This is a genomic window from Bacillus cereus (assembly GCF_002561295.1).
Lineage (GTDB): Bacteria > Bacillota > Bacilli > Bacillales > Bacillaceae_G > Bacillus_A > Bacillus_A cereus_S.
Genome location: NZ_NTUG01000005.1, coordinates 464,537 through 478,065, shown reverse-complemented (window position 1 = coordinate 478,065; position 13,529 = coordinate 464,537). Strand labels below are relative to the sequence as shown.

Sequence of the window (13,529 nt, the reverse complement as noted above, 5' to 3'; positions counted from 1 at the left end):
TTTACAAAGGGTACAGATTAATCAATTAGCATTCCTTTTTTTTATGAAGGTCACTTCTTATGAAGCAGCTTCCTCATTTTTTACATCATTTTGATTATACGTATCATGATCTAATTCACCAAGCCATTTACTAGAAATAAGGCCTGCAGTCATTGATCCGCTTACGTTAAGCGCTGTACGACCCATATCGATTAATGGTTCAACAGAGATAACAAGAGCGACAATACCGATTGGTAAGTTCATTGTTGAAAGTACGATTAATGCTGCGAATGTTGCTCCGCCACCAACTCCGGCAACACCGAATGAGCTAATCGCCACAACAGCGATTAAAGTTAAAATAAACTGCGGTTGTAATGGATCGATTCCTACTGTTGGAGCGACCATCATTGCGAGCATAGCTGGATAAATACCTGCGCAACCGTTTTGACCGATAGATACCCCGAAGGAAGCAGCGAAGTTTGCGATTCCTTCTGAAACACCAAGTTTTTCTTTTTGAGCTTCAATATTTAATGGCATTGCACCTGCACTAGAGCGAGAAGTGAAAGCAAATGTTAAAACTGGGAATACTTTTTTCAAATATTGAATTGGATTCAAACCAGATAAAGCAATTAACAATAAGTGAATGATAAACATTACGATAAGTGCTACATAAGATGCTAGAACAAAGTTACCAAGTTTTAAAATGGCACTTACATCACTACCAGCAACTGTTTTTGTCATAAGAGCTAGTACACCGTATGGAGTAAGGCGTAAAATTAACGTTACCATACGCATTACAATCGCATAGACAGCATCAAGCATTTTCTTAAATAACTCTGCTTGTTCTGGATACTTTCGTTTCACACCGATAAAGGCAATTCCAATGAACGCTGCAAAGATTACAACAGAGATTGTTGATGTTGGACGTGCACCTGTTAAATCAAGAAATGGATTTGTAGGTAATAATTCCAGTAATTTTTGTGGAATAGGTGTTTGTTCAATAGAACTAAATTTTTCTTCCACCAATTTCAATCGAGCAGTTTCTGCATCACCTTGTTGTAAACCAGTTGCTTGTACGTCGAATCCTACACTTGATGCGATTCCGACTGCTGCAGCAATACCAGTTGTAAGAATTAAAATTCCGATAATAAGTCCGCTGATTTTACCAAGGTTTTTTGTTAATTTTAACTTTGTAAATGCTGAGATAATAGATACTAAAATCAGTGGCATAACGATCATTTGTAGCAGTTTTACATAGCCGCTACCAATTATGCTAAACCAGTTATTTGAATCGATAATTACTTGAGAAGTAGGTTCATAGATAAGTTGTAAGATAAGACCGAATGTAATTCCGACTCCTAAAGCAGTAAATACGCGTTTATTAAAAGATACATGCTTGCGCTGCATATAATATAAAATGCCGACTAATATAAGCATGACCGCAATGTTAATCCCGACTAACAGTGTATTCATGATGATTCCCCCTAATTCCAATCTGTTATATAAACTATATTCAAACAAAACATATAAGTCAACTAGGTAATTAAAAAAATAAAAAAAGATGGCAATTGCCATCTTTTTAATGCCCAGCCCCAGGGACAAGTAGGAATGTTGTATAGTATGTAAATCCAATGAAGAAAACAGTTAAATATGCCCCAAATACGTATATATACATACGCTCTGTTAATTTTAAATAACTTAAAAGTACGAAGAATCCTGTTTGTCCTAAAAATAATAGTGCAGTTGCATACATATCCCCTAAGTAAAACATAACTGAGAAAATTCCAGTCCAAAAGCCGAGAACGCGAAACATGCGCTCCATGCAATTCCCCTCCCTTTCTAAAAAAAGTAAACCTCTCTTCATTATAGTTTATTTTTCTTACTATTGTAAATATTTGCGAAAAAAGAAAAGAAGCCAAATACAATTGACTTCTTTTTGACACATTTCTATATGAAAACAAGTTAAGCAGGGGATCAACAGCCCGTAAAACTCCGATTTGTGAGGGCTGTTGAAAGTTTCACCTTATAGATGAACTTTGTAGTTGCAAGATTTACATCCGTCTAATAAGTTATCATGTCGTGTTAATTCCATGTTGGGGAATAGGATTTCAAAAATCCCTTTCATCATATCACTGTGCATATTGCAAATTTCGTCAGGGTGATGAACCGCCACTTCTTTAAATGGGCAATTGTACACATCATAGAAAATTTGTGTGCCATCTGTGCTTAATTCAAATGAAGGGGATAAGCCGGCAGTTGATAATGCCTCTTTTGCAATTTGAACTTTGTGTTCTAATGTTAACGAATCTTCATTCATATTTAAACGTTTCATATGTTGTTCCATTAATTCTTTACCAAATTGTTTACCTGTTTCATATAGTGCTTTTTCACCGGCTGCGCCTAGGCTAAGTAAAGAGTTAAAAGCAATTTTTGCTAATAATTGATAATCGCGAAACGGGAATTGCAGTTGAATTAAGTCTTCAGATAATACGTATAATCTGCTTGGTCTCCCGCCTTTTCCTGTTTTCTTTGTTTCAGATTTCAGCATATTAACATCTTCTAATTTTGATAAATGTAGACGTGCTACGTTTGGATGGATATTAAATTCATCTGCAATTTCTTGTACAGTTACGTAGCTGTGTTTTTGAGAAATATATTTATAAATATAATAACGAGTCGGATCAGATAGTACACCTGTAATTTTTAAAGCTTGTTCCATGAGGATCTCCACCTTTATCACTTTATCCAAGATATTAACATTATAATACAGATAAAGTTGCATATAGGTAATTTTAGTCAATAATTCAGAAATTGTTCATAATTTCACAAACAAATTTTTCCTTTTTGTAAAGAGAAAAACGTGAAAGTTACGATTTTTCTTACGTATCTCTTCATGATATATACATAGTGAGGAGGGATAACGATGAATGGTGTTGAGCATTTTGCCAATGCAATTATGAAAGAGGCATGTGTATTACAAGCATCCGATTTGCATATCGTGCCGCGGCAAGAGGATGCAGTTATACAATTACGCATTGGAAAAGATTTGGTAACAAAGCATTGTATTAGAAAAGAATTTGGAGAAAGGCTTGTTTCGCATTTTAAATTTTTAGCATCTATGGATATAGGAGAAAGGCGTAAGCCGCAAAATGGATCGTTGTATTTGCAAATTGAAGGACAAGAAGTGCACTTGAGGCTTTCTACATTACCAACCGTATTTTTAGAAAGCCTCGTTATTCGTTTGCACTTGCAAGCTTCGGTGCAGCCACTTTCCCATCTTTCATTATTTCCAAGCTCAGCAAGAAGACTACTTTCTTTTTTACATCATTCTCATGGATTACTCGTGTTTACTGGGCCAACAGGATCTGGAAAAACAACGACAATGTATGCCTTATTAGAGGTAGCGAAAAAGGGACAAACGCGTCGTATTGTTACACTTGAGGATCCGATTGAAAAGAGAAAGGACGGTTTACTACAGATTCAAATTAATGAAAAAGCAGGTATCACGTATACAACAGGTTTAAAAGCTATTTTGCGCCATGACCCTGATATTATTTTAGTTGGTGAAATTCGTGATGAGGAAACAGCGAAAGTAGCTGTGCGTGCAAGTTTAACAGGGCATTTAGTGATGACAACACTGCATACAAACGATGCCAAAGGAGCTGTATTACGTTTGATGGACTATGGAATTACAAAGCAAGAAATTGAGCAATCATTACTTGCGGTGGCAGCGCAACGTCTTGTTGAATTGAAGTGTCCATTTTGTAAAGGGAAATGTTCGCCGCTATGTAAAGCGATGAGGCAAGTGCGGCAAGCTAGCATTTATGAGTTGTTATATGGCCATGAATTGAAACAAGCGATTCGTGAAGCAAATGGAGAGCGTGTAACCTATCATTATGAAACGTTGCAATCATGTGTAAGAAAAGGGTATGCCTTAGGTTTTTTAGAAGAGGATGTCTATGTTTGAACGGAAGGGATGGCGATTACATGAGCAAGTTTTGTTATTAAGAAGGCTCGGGGAATTGTTAGAAAAAGGATATTCTCTCTTGCAGGCGCTAGAATTTTTACAGTTTCAATTATCCTCTGCCAAACAGTTACAACTGCAGCATATTACCGGAGAATTAAAAAATGGGCAAAGCTTACATGATGCTTTTCATCAAATGCTGTTTCATCCAGATGTGTTAAGTTATCTATTTTATGCACAACAACACGGTGATGTTTCTTTTGCTTTAAAACAAGGAAGTGTACTCCTCCATAGGAAGGATAAGTATCAAAAGGATATGATGAAAGTTCTTCGTTATCCGCTTTTTTTATCTCTTTTTTTACTAGGAATTCTTACTGTATTCAACCTTGTTTTGCTTCCTCAATTTGAGACGTTGTATAGCTCTTTACGTGCAACTTCCGCTTCTTTTACTGATCACATTATGTCCTTTATTCAAATGCTCCCATATGTAATCGGTGCTTTCTTTCTTATCGTTGCATTTGGAGTATGCGTATATGTATTGTATCTTCGAAAGCTTCCTCCCATTCAAAGGGTAAGCATTATGGTACGTATTCCTCTCATAAAAACATTTCTTATTTTAACAAATTCTCATTATTTCTCTGTTCAATTAAGTGGCTTATTGCAAGGAGGATTATCGGTACTTGAAGCTTTAACATTAATGATTGAACAAAAACATCATCCGTTCTTTCAATGTGAAGCTGCTCGGATTGAAGCATTATTAATTGCGGGAGAACAGTTAGATTCTATTATTATGAAGAGCAATTATTATGAGCGTGAACTGTCTTACGTTATTGCACATGGACAGGCAAATGGAAGCTTAGCGACAGAATTAGGAGATTATAGCGAATTAACGATTGAAAAAATGGAAGGAAAGATTCAACGTATCTTAATCGTTATTCAACCAGTTTTGTTTACATGTATTGGCATAATTGTTGTTCTTATGTATTTAGCGATGATTATGCCAATGTTTCAAATGATGAATTCTATTTAGGAGGTAGCTGTAATGAAGAATGAAAAAGGATTTACACTTTTAGAAATGTTATTAGTGATGGTTGTTATTTCAGTATTGCTGTTACTCATTATTCCAAATGTTATTACGCAACGATCTTCCGTGCAAGGAAAAGGTTGTGATGCTTATGTGAAATCGGTTGAATCGCAAGTACAGGCTTATCAATTACAACATAATAAAATACCGACTATCGAGGAATTAGTGGACGGCAAGTACATTACTTCTGCAACGTGTCCAAAAGGAGAGCCGATTAGTATTTCAAGTGATGATGGCGCAGTATCCGTAGCTAAAAAATCGTGAAACAAAAAGGGTTTACATTTTTAGAGATGCTTCTCGTTCTATCCATCATTTCAATATTGAGTGTGGTCACTTATTTCAATGTAGCACCATTATATGAAAGGCAAAAAGTTGAATATTTTTTAAAACAATTTTCACAAGATATATTGCATATGCAGCAATTAGCTATAAACCGCCGGAATCTTCATATGTTACGATGGAATCCTGAAAAATATATGTATAGCATTTGGGAATCTGGTGATAAACGGTCCCTTTTTATTCGGGAATACGACCGTGATATAAAGATTGATTTAAATACTTTTCCAAATCCAATGACCTATAACGCAAATGGGAATATAAACAAAGCTGGTACAATTCTACTTTCTTATCGCTCGCGTACTTATGAAATTGTATTTCAGCTTGGAAGAGGGAGATTTATGTATCGTGAAGTGTCAAAAAGGATCGGTTATGCTCGAGATGCTTGTATCACTAAGTTTATTAATGATGGCTGTATCACTCTTGCTTCCGCAAACACTTCTTATTATGCAAGAAAGGAAAAATATTCAAATTCGCTATAAAGCACATGTATTGTTGAAAAGGGAAGCAGCGTTGTATATGTATCAAAATCGACCAAAGCAGCAAAAAGAGGAGATTATAGATGGAGTTGTATACTGGACGCATTGGAAAGAAGAAGCGGTTTGTACAATTTGGAAAGACGTTAAACAAAAAAGAATGGAACAATGTCGTTATGTTCAACAGTAAAAAGGGAGAAGCGGGATTTACGTTACTAGAGATGCTGTTATGTGTATTGTTTTTATCCGTTTTCTTTCTTCTTGTACCACGCTTCCACAGTTTGTTTATCGAGAAACCGCACTCTAAGCAAATAAATAGTTGGGAATGGGATGTATTCATGGAACAAGTACAATTAGAATTTAGAGAGAGTCAAATGGGAAAGGATATAAAGTTAGAAAATAAAGAGGACTCACTCTTTCTTCGAATGGGTAACGGAGCGAATGTAACATATGAATTGTTAGGAAATAATATCGTGAGAAAAGTAAACACGTTAGGGATGGAGATTACATTACAAAAGGTAAGTTCGCTTTCTTATGAGGTAACACCGCATGTATTAACTATACATGCACAAGATATAAGTGGTAAAAAGTATCAAGGTGTCGCAACGCGTTACACACCTATTGAGTTGAGGACATGAGAAAACAGGGTGGCTTTGCGATGCCCGGAACATTAATTCTTCTTTTCTTACTGTTTTCATTTTTTCTATACGAAATAAATATGTTGCAATCTGATCAAAGGTTTTATAAAGAGGTGCAACAAAAATTTTTGTTGGAAGAGATTATAGATCAGGCAGTTTCTTCTATAAAGAAAGATTTGCTGGGAAAAGAACAAAATGATGTATTTTCATTTCAATATAAAAATGGTGAAGCGAGTGGGAACTATGTATTTGAAAATGAAGTTATATTTGTTACATTGCAGTGTACGACGAAACAAAATCGCCCTTATAAAGTGAAATTTCAATACGATAAAATAAATAAACAGGTTATGAATTGGGTAGAGGAGCGATGAGATAGATGGGGACTAACATTCCGTTTTGTTCTTGATACAAAATTAAGGACAAAACGTTTTTTATTTATGTAAGTAAAATAAACCGCATCCGTCCATCTTTCGTTATAATACAAATAATTGAATCATAACCAACTTGACAAGAAAGAGGTAACAAAATGAAATCCATTTACATAACAGGTTACATGGGAGCTGGGAAAACAACAATTGGGAAGGTGTTAAGTGAACACCTGCATATGCCAGTTGTAGATACAGATCAAAAAATTGAAGAGAAGCAAGGAAAGACCATCCGTGATATTTTTACGAGAGAAGGAGAAAATACATTCCGTCAATACGAAAGTGAAGTGATGCGCTCTTTACCGACGAGTAACGTAATTATTACAACTGGTGGAGGTATCGTTGAGCGAGCTGAGAATCGTCAGTGGATGAAAGAAAATGGAACGGTTGTGTATTTATATTGTGATCCGTATGTTATTGCGGAACGCCTTAGCGGAGATACAACACGTCCGTTATTTCAAAAAGACAATATAGAAGCATTTGTAGCGAAGTTTGAGGGGCGTCGTGCCTTTTATGAAGAAGCGATGATACAGGTTGATACAACAAATAAAGGTGTGCAAGAGATTACAGAAGAAATACTTCATAAGATTAACGCATAAAAAAGTGGATATACTAATCAAGTAGAGGTGATGATAATATGTCTACTAATGATTATGTGCGTTTTGTGACGCAACAATTTGTATCATATATGGATGCTCCAAAAGAGGATCGTAAGCAAAAAAAGGAACAACGTCGTGCTGAAAAGGCACCGTTTTTAAACAGATGGTTTGGTATGATGCCGCTTAGCGCAGCTTTGTTCTATCAAAATGTGAAGAAGAAAAGAAAGAAAACAAGTTAATACAAACTGGAGTGATTTACCGCAAGTAGAAATGCTAGGCGGTATCGTACAACCTTGGCGATGTGTGTATACTTGTCATGGATTCGACAGATCAACTTATGAAAAATCCCTCAGCGCAATTTACGCTGGGGGATTTTTCATTATTTCTTGAGATAGCCTATCATTTATTGCGTAGGTTCATTCTGTTCAGTTACTGCGTGTATTTTATTATTTACCCATACAAACCCGATACCAATACATATGGAAATTCCCCAACCAACAGCGGTCATGATTGCTCTCATTTCACCATATCCTTCTACCCCAAACACAGAGATGAAATAGATTTTTAAAAAGCTTTTTAAAATGAATTGGAGACCGAAAAATAGTGTTAAATACTGTAGTGCTGGATAGATGCGTTTATCACGGTAAAGAGCGCGACTTTCATCACGGTCATGCCCTTGTAGTACGGCGATATCAGCTGCAAAATATAACATGAGTGGTTTCTTAATAAAGATTGTGCAAATGACAATGCACCCGAGTACGATATGATAATAGGCGTCATTCCAAAGCATACGCTCAGCAGACCCAGATAATAGATCTACGGCTGTATTAGCAATGAGGGTAATTAAAATAAAGAACCCTGTAACGTTCAATTGCTTTTCTTTCTTAAAGCAGTACAATGTATAAAGAATTCCCGGTACCGAGGAAATTAACATCGCATAATAAGGATCAATATGTGTTTTTGCAAATTTCCAAATGACCAAAGGGAAGACGAGATAAAAGACAATATCGAAAATTGCTTTCTTATTTTGATTCATTGTAGACCTCCTTAAGTAATAGATATATTTTACAATAGAATTTCTGAATATTATACAAGATTAATTGATAATGAAAGTTAAAAAATTGACATAAAACCTTTCTTTTTTAGCTGGAAGAGAGCATCCGTCCATGGATAGAAGCGGTCAGTGCCCTTTTTAGCCCCATTCCATGCGAGAACAGAAGGAAAAAATGAGAAGAAGTCTTCTTCTATTCTTCATAGTCGCAGATTACATGTTGGAAAATCAAATTGAATATATATAGCTATGTATATAAGTGGTAAATGATATGTAAACATTTTGAGCGTATACGAAATGAAGCGAAAATCATAGTTTAGTAGAAATAAAAATTGCCCCTAGCGTGGTAATCTTTTTTAGTATATAATAATTAAAACGCTTTCATTTTTAAAAGTTTGTTCACAAAATTGACGAAAACTTAGGTTATTCCTATCGTCATGTTGTTTTATAATGAAACTAATCATCTATACATGCATACAATATTGTGAAATAAATAACATAAATAATCTATATAAATGTAAACGTTACCAAAAAGAGAGGTGAAGGAAATGAGTAAATTTTTTTTCAATCATAATCCAGCAACAATAGAAGATGGAAGGCTTGTAGAATATGCTGAAATTATTTATGGTGAAGGTGGCCGTTCTGTATTAGAAAATTTAATGGTGAAAGCATCTATCAGATTACGTGATCGTTATCCGGATAAATCTGACGAACAGATCTCTCATCTTGTAAATCAAGGCTTACACGATATGTTTCAGAAATATGTGAAGGAATAAGAGGAGCGAAAAAGCTCCTCTTATTTTTGTATAAGGATTGCCCCTGTAGCTGACAATAAGAACGAATTTGAAAAACATAAGGGGTGAAAAAGATGAGCAATGGTGTAGGGCGTTCGAAAAAGAATCTTCCCACAGATGCAAACCATGTGAGTGCAAAAGATAGGGAATATCAAAAACGAATGACAGAAAAGCAGCAACAAGAACATAATGATGGCCGGAAGTATAATGGGAAAATATAAGAAAAGCTCCTTCTCGTGAGAAGGGGCTTTTCTTATGAAAAAAAATGATTAGCGGTTACATAAAAGAGCCCGCCATTTATAATTTGCATTGTAATACGCGGTTCGTATTGCTCTTGTAATGCTTGTTTTTCTATTTCGTAGCTTTCGGGAAGCTCTTCATTTTCTTCGTAAAAGCGATTTAGAAGCGCTAAATCATGATTCCAGCGCACACGTGCTTCTTCAGCCCATGTATGATCATCTGTTGCGATGAGATTTTTTAATGCATCTTCTATTCGCTGGATTCCGCTTTGCGGCTTAATAATTGGAGTAAGTGTAAAACTAAAATCTGGTATTTTGGGCGTGAGCTGAATTTTTGCTAATGTTTCATGAAAGTTTGTAATCATTGTTCCAGAAATGAGATGGATCCCGATGGAATGAAGCATGTCTTTCTTTCGATCGCATTGATAACATACTTTTACATTAACACCAAGCCATGGATGAAGTGGCGTGTGTGTTGTACCACCTGAATTGACTTCTTCAAATAAACGTATGTAGGATCCGAGATCTTTTGTTGTTTGAAAGATTTGATGCAGGCGAGGAGATCCATAGTGAATCAGCTCAGCTTTTTCTTCATCATGCTCTGAATCTGTTATGAGGGTGAGTCGCATCGGATTGGGGACGCCACCCGTTTTCTCAAGATAATGCCAATAAAAAGGACGATTCATTAATAGTTTATCCATTTCAATTGTTAATTGCACATCTAGTAGATGAGGGGAACGCCGGGAAATTTCACAGTCGTTTGCTTCAAAAAAGTTCCATAAGTAATTATGAATTTCATGTTGCTGCATAGCCTTGCACCTCAGCTTCATTTCTCTTCGCAAAGTCGATGATGGATGTTAAATTTTCCATCTTAATTCGAATTTCTCCTTCGCTCTTTGATCCTGCGAAAATTTCTTGAATATGCGCATCGATATTTTTCATATTGATTCTTGTTAAAATTTCATCGAGTTCACCAATAACTCGTTCAAATAAATTGATTTTTTCATATAGAAGTTTCAAAATATGTTCTTCAACTGTATGTTTTGTCGCTAAGTTATAAATATGAACATCGTTTTTTTGGCCAAGTCTATGAATACGCCCGATTCGTTGTTCAAGTCTCATTGGATTCCAGGGTAAGTCATAATTAATCATATGGCTACAAAATTGTAGGTTAATCCCTTCACCGCCTGCTTCGGTTGCGATTAAAACTTGCGCATGATTTTGAAAGAGTTCTTTCATCCAATCTTTTTTCCCACGTTTAAAGCCACCACGAAAAGGAACGGATGAAATACCATGCTGTTTTAAAAACCATTGTAGGTACATTTGCGTTGCTCTATATTCTGTGAAGATGACGACTTTATCATCAATTTCTTTTATAAGCTCTAGTGCTTGATTGGCTTTTGAATTAAAAGGAATATGATTAATTTTATCCATTAAAACATCAATATATGGGTCTGGTGTATAATTCTCATTTTCTTTTTTTCTTTTTTCTACATGCTTTTTTAGTGAATAATAAACTGCTTCACGGCTACTGCATACTTCTCGTTTTAAAGTTAAGGATGAAAAGGCAGAGGTGAATGCGTCTTGTCCTTTCCAATGCTCAATCGCATGATAAAGAGCTTGTTCTTCTGCGTTAAAATCAATAAATATGGTTCGAACATGCCTTTTTGGCCACTCGATGCCCGTACCGTTTCGCCGGTTTCTGACCATCACTTTGTTAATCAATGCTTTCAAATCTTCATCTGACTCTGTAGAGCGATTTTTAGAAGCGTAATATTCTTCGAAATTAGATTGATTGCCTAAATGACCGGGTTTTAATAAGGACACAAGATTAAAGATTTCATCGATTTTGTTTTGGACAGGTGTTGCAGTTAATAATAAACAAAATTTCTTTTTGAGACGTTGCGCAAATTCATAGTTTTTTGTTTTATTATTTTTAAGTTTGTGTGCCTCATCAATAATGATTAGATCGTACTCTAAGTTTAAAACGATATCACGGTGTGGTGAACGTTTTGCTGTATCAATTGATGAAACGATAACATCAGCTTGTTCCCATGAGTAGCTTTTTCTTTGGGCAACTGCAGGAATAAAAAACTTTGTGTTGAGTTCATATGCCCACTGGGAAACAAGGGAAGCTGGGACGAGTATAAGTACTTTTTTTACAAGACCGCGTACCATATATTCTTTTAAAATAAGACCTGCTTCAATGGTTTTCCCAAGGCCAACTTCATCTGCTAGTATCGCTTTTCCATTCATTTGCTCGATCACGGTTTGTGCGACTTCTAGCTGGTGAGGAAGCGGTGTGAAATGAGATAAATGTTTTGGTGCTTGCAAACCGTCAAATGTAGGGACAAGTAACGACTTTTCTGTTTCGTAGGCTAAATTATACAATTCCCAATTTGTCCAAGGACCGTCCTCATCAATTCGTTTTAAAAAATTTTCTTGCCATGTCCGATCTACGGAAATATCGACATTCATGAAAACTCTCCCACCTTCTGTAAACTAAAACGGTTATTATGATACCCTTCACTCGAAACGATAATTTCTAGCGTTTTTGGTGAAGTATTTTTTTGCAAGTTATAAGAATGAAAAATTCTAAATTATTTTTTATGCTAGAATATTGATGAAATAGATCGAAAAATGTTAGGATAATGGTGTGAAATGAATGGAATCTTTCGTATTTTATCCAAGAAAGTACTTTTTTATTTACGCTTTCATAAAAAAATACGTTGAGATTCCGTATATCCCATCTTTTCAGAATAAAAATGTTTAGATACGGGAAGCCAACTTTTATTGATTTGTCATAGACAGCATAAGGGGGAAAGAACATGATTACATTACAACGTACACCGCTATTTGATGTTTACGCGAAGTATGGTGGGAAAACAATCGACTTTGGTGGTTGGGAATTACCAGTTCAATTTTCAAGCATTAAAGAAGAGCACGAGGCTGTTCGTACGGAAGCAGGCCTTTTTGATGTATCCCACATGGGAGAAGTAGAAGTAACGGGTGCAGATAGTTTAGCATTTTTACAACGTGTTGTTACAAATGACGTTTCTACCTTAAAGGTAGGAGGCGCACAATATACAGCAATGTGTTACGAAAATGGTGGTACTGTAGACGATTTATTAATCTACAAACGTGGTGAAGAAGACTACCTATTAGTAATCAATGCATCGAATATCGAGAAAGATTACGAGTGGTTAGCAAGTCATGTTATTGGCGATACGAAAGTAGTCAATGTTTCTAGTGAAATTGCACAGCTTGCAATTCAAGGACCAAAAGCAGAAGGCATTTTACAAAAAGTTGTGTCAGAAGATTTGAAAGAAATTAAGTTCTTTAAATTTAAAAACGATATTCTTGTAGATGGTACTCCTGCACTTGTATCACGTACTGGTTATACAGGTGAAGACGGGTTTGAAATTTACTGTAAGAGTGAAGATGCTGCAAAACTTTGGGAGAAACTTCTTGAAGTTGGTGAAGAAGACGGCTTAAAACCATGTGGTTTAGGAGCGCGTGATACACTTCGTTTTGAAGCAACACTTCCACTTTACGGTCAAGAATTATCGAAAGATATTACACCAATTGAAGCTGGAATTGGTTTTGCAGTAAAAACAAACAAAGAGGCAGATTTCTTTGGGAAAGAAACATTAAAAGAATATAAAGAAAACGGTACCCCTCGTAAATTAGTCGGTATCGAAGTAACTGGGCGCGGTATTCCTCGTACTCATTACCCTGTATATATCGGTGAAGAAAAAATCGGAGAAGTTACAAGTGGTACACAATCTCCAACGTTAAATAAAAGCATTGGTTTAGCATTAGTTGATGTAAAATACGCAGCAATTGATACAGAAGTAGAAATTGAGATTCGTAATAAACGTGTTAAAGCAGTAGTCGTGCCAACACCATTTTATAAACGTTCAAAGTAACGGGGAGAGGGGTAG

18 protein-coding genes and 1 pseudogene are annotated in these 13,529 nt (G+C 35.7%); 12 read left to right on the top strand and 7 right to left on the bottom strand.

Annotated elements, in window-relative coordinates; translation table 11 throughout:
- Nucleotides 1–57: 57 nt before the first annotated feature.
- The 3 genes from CN373_RS06050 to CN373_RS06040 all read right to left on the bottom strand — a co-directional run bounded on the left by CN373_RS06050 (nucleotide 58) and on the right by CN373_RS06040 (nucleotide 2,698).
- Nucleotides 58–1,473, bottom strand: a complete 1,416-nt coding sequence (locus CN373_RS06050) for an L-cystine transporter (protein WP_272952308.1) — start codon at nucleotides 1,471–1,473, stop codon at nucleotides 58–60.
- A gap of 85 nt (nucleotides 1,474–1,558) precedes the next feature.
- A complete protein-coding gene (locus CN373_RS06045) occupies nucleotides 1,559–1,801 on the bottom strand; it encodes a DUF2626 domain-containing protein (protein WP_000440707.1) in 243 nt (80 codons plus the stop codon).
- 201 nt (nucleotides 1,802–2,002) lie between these two features.
- The gene (locus CN373_RS06040) at nucleotides 2,003–2,698 is read right to left on the bottom strand and encodes a helix-turn-helix transcriptional regulator (protein ID WP_000434133.1); all 696 of its coding nucleotides are present in this window, start codon (nucleotides 2,696–2,698) and stop codon (nucleotides 2,003–2,005) included.
- Nucleotides 2,699–2,902: 204 nt separating this feature from the next.
- On the opposite strand from CN373_RS06040, the gene comGA reads away from it, so the two are divergent.
- From comGA to CN373_RS06000, 9 genes and pseudogenes are all read left to right on the top strand, one after another.
- Nucleotides 2,903–3,946, top strand: coding sequence for a competence type IV pilus ATPase ComGA (comGA, locus tag CN373_RS06035; RefSeq protein WP_001014658.1), 1,044 nt, complete (start codon nucleotides 2,903–2,905; stop codon nucleotides 3,944–3,946).
- Nucleotides 3,933–4,973, top strand: a complete 1,041-nt coding sequence (gene comGB, locus CN373_RS06030) for a competence type IV pilus assembly protein ComGB (protein ID WP_276307606.1) — start codon at nucleotides 3,933–3,935, stop codon at nucleotides 4,971–4,973. Before comGA ends, comGB begins: the two co-directional genes overlap by 14 nt.
- Before the next feature lie 12 nt (nucleotides 4,974–4,985).
- Complete coding sequence (gene comGC / locus CN373_RS06025) at nucleotides 4,986–5,291, top strand: competence type IV pilus major pilin ComGC (RefSeq protein ID WP_098358953.1); 306 nt, start codon at nucleotides 4,986–4,988, stop codon at nucleotides 5,289–5,291.
- Nucleotides 5,288–5,731: pseudogene (gene comGD / locus CN373_RS06020) on the top strand (competence type IV pilus minor pilin ComGD); the annotation flags it as partial. The gene comGC and the pseudogene comGD, both read left to right, overlap by 4 nt.
- Nucleotides 5,712–6,029, top strand: coding sequence for a competence type IV pilus minor pilin ComGE (comGE, locus tag CN373_RS25800; RefSeq protein WP_240519103.1), 318 nt, complete (start codon nucleotides 5,712–5,714; stop codon nucleotides 6,027–6,029). The pseudogene comGD and the gene comGE, both read left to right, overlap by 20 nt.
- A complete protein-coding gene (comGF, locus tag CN373_RS06015) occupies nucleotides 6,016–6,477 on the top strand; it encodes a competence type IV pilus minor pilin ComGF (protein ID WP_165770975.1) in 462 nt (153 codons plus the stop codon). The genes comGE and comGF overlap by 14 nt, the downstream gene beginning before the upstream one ends.
- Nucleotides 6,474–6,848 carry a competence type IV pilus minor pilin ComGG gene (comGG, locus tag CN373_RS06010; RefSeq protein WP_098358951.1) on the top strand — a complete coding sequence of 125 codons (375 nt, stop codon included), beginning with the start codon at nucleotides 6,474–6,476 and terminating at the stop codon, nucleotides 6,846–6,848. Before comGF ends, comGG begins: the two co-directional genes overlap by 4 nt.
- Nucleotides 6,849–7,003: 155 nt before the next feature.
- Nucleotides 7,004–7,501 carry a shikimate kinase gene (locus CN373_RS06005; protein WP_098358950.1) on the top strand — a complete coding sequence of 166 codons (498 nt, stop codon included), beginning with the start codon at nucleotides 7,004–7,006 and terminating at the stop codon, nucleotides 7,499–7,501.
- A 38-nt stretch (nucleotides 7,502–7,539) separates the two neighbouring features.
- Nucleotides 7,540–7,740 (top strand): YqzE family protein, encoded by a 201-nt coding sequence (locus CN373_RS06000; protein WP_000106078.1) that lies wholly within the window; start codon nucleotides 7,540–7,542, stop codon nucleotides 7,738–7,740.
- Between the two features lie 164 nt (nucleotides 7,741–7,904).
- Here the strand turns inward: CN373_RS06000 and CN373_RS05995 are convergent, their stop codons facing one another.
- Together CN373_RS05995 and CN373_RS26115 are read right to left on the bottom strand one after the other, a co-directional pair.
- Entirely contained in the window at nucleotides 7,905–8,537 is a 633-nt protein-coding gene (locus CN373_RS05995) for a VC0807 family protein (RefSeq protein WP_098358949.1), read from the bottom strand.
- A gap of 371 nt (nucleotides 8,538–8,908) precedes the next feature.
- Nucleotides 8,909–9,016: a GTP pyrophosphokinase gene (locus tag CN373_RS26115; protein WP_337678462.1), complete on the bottom strand. Its 108-nt coding sequence runs from the start codon at nucleotides 9,014–9,016 to the stop codon at nucleotides 8,909–8,911.
- A gap of 84 nt (nucleotides 9,017–9,100) precedes the next feature.
- Here CN373_RS26115 and CN373_RS05985 point away from each other — a divergent pair, with 84 nt between their 5' ends.
- Together CN373_RS05985 and CN373_RS25485 are read left to right on the top strand one after the other, a co-directional pair.
- Nucleotides 9,101–9,328 (top strand): hypothetical protein, encoded by a 228-nt coding sequence (locus CN373_RS05985; protein ID WP_000032697.1) that lies wholly within the window; start codon nucleotides 9,101–9,103, stop codon nucleotides 9,326–9,328.
- Nucleotides 9,329–9,420: 92 nt separating this feature from the next.
- Nucleotides 9,421–9,567 carry a hypothetical protein gene (locus CN373_RS25485; RefSeq protein ID WP_000064866.1) on the top strand — a complete coding sequence of 49 codons (147 nt, stop codon included), beginning with the start codon at nucleotides 9,421–9,423 and terminating at the stop codon, nucleotides 9,565–9,567.
- A gap of 32 nt (nucleotides 9,568–9,599) precedes the next feature.
- Here the strand turns inward: CN373_RS25485 and CN373_RS05975 are convergent, their stop codons facing one another.
- The gene (locus tag CN373_RS05975; RefSeq protein WP_098358948.1) at nucleotides 9,600–10,394 is read right to left on the bottom strand and encodes a YqhG family protein; all 795 of its coding nucleotides are present in this window, start codon (nucleotides 10,392–10,394) and stop codon (nucleotides 9,600–9,602) included.
- Nucleotides 10,381–12,063, bottom strand: a complete 1,683-nt coding sequence (locus CN373_RS05970; protein WP_001100029.1) for a DEAD/DEAH box helicase — start codon at nucleotides 12,061–12,063, stop codon at nucleotides 10,381–10,383. The genes CN373_RS05975 and CN373_RS05970 overlap by 14 nt, the downstream gene beginning before the upstream one ends.
- A 350-nt stretch (nucleotides 12,064–12,413) precedes the next feature.
- Between CN373_RS05970 and gcvT the strand changes: the two genes are divergently transcribed.
- Entirely contained in the window at nucleotides 12,414–13,514 is a 1,101-nt protein-coding gene (gene gcvT, locus CN373_RS05965; protein ID WP_098358947.1) for a glycine cleavage system aminomethyltransferase GcvT, read from the top strand.
- Nucleotides 13,515–13,529 lie beyond the last annotated feature (15 nt).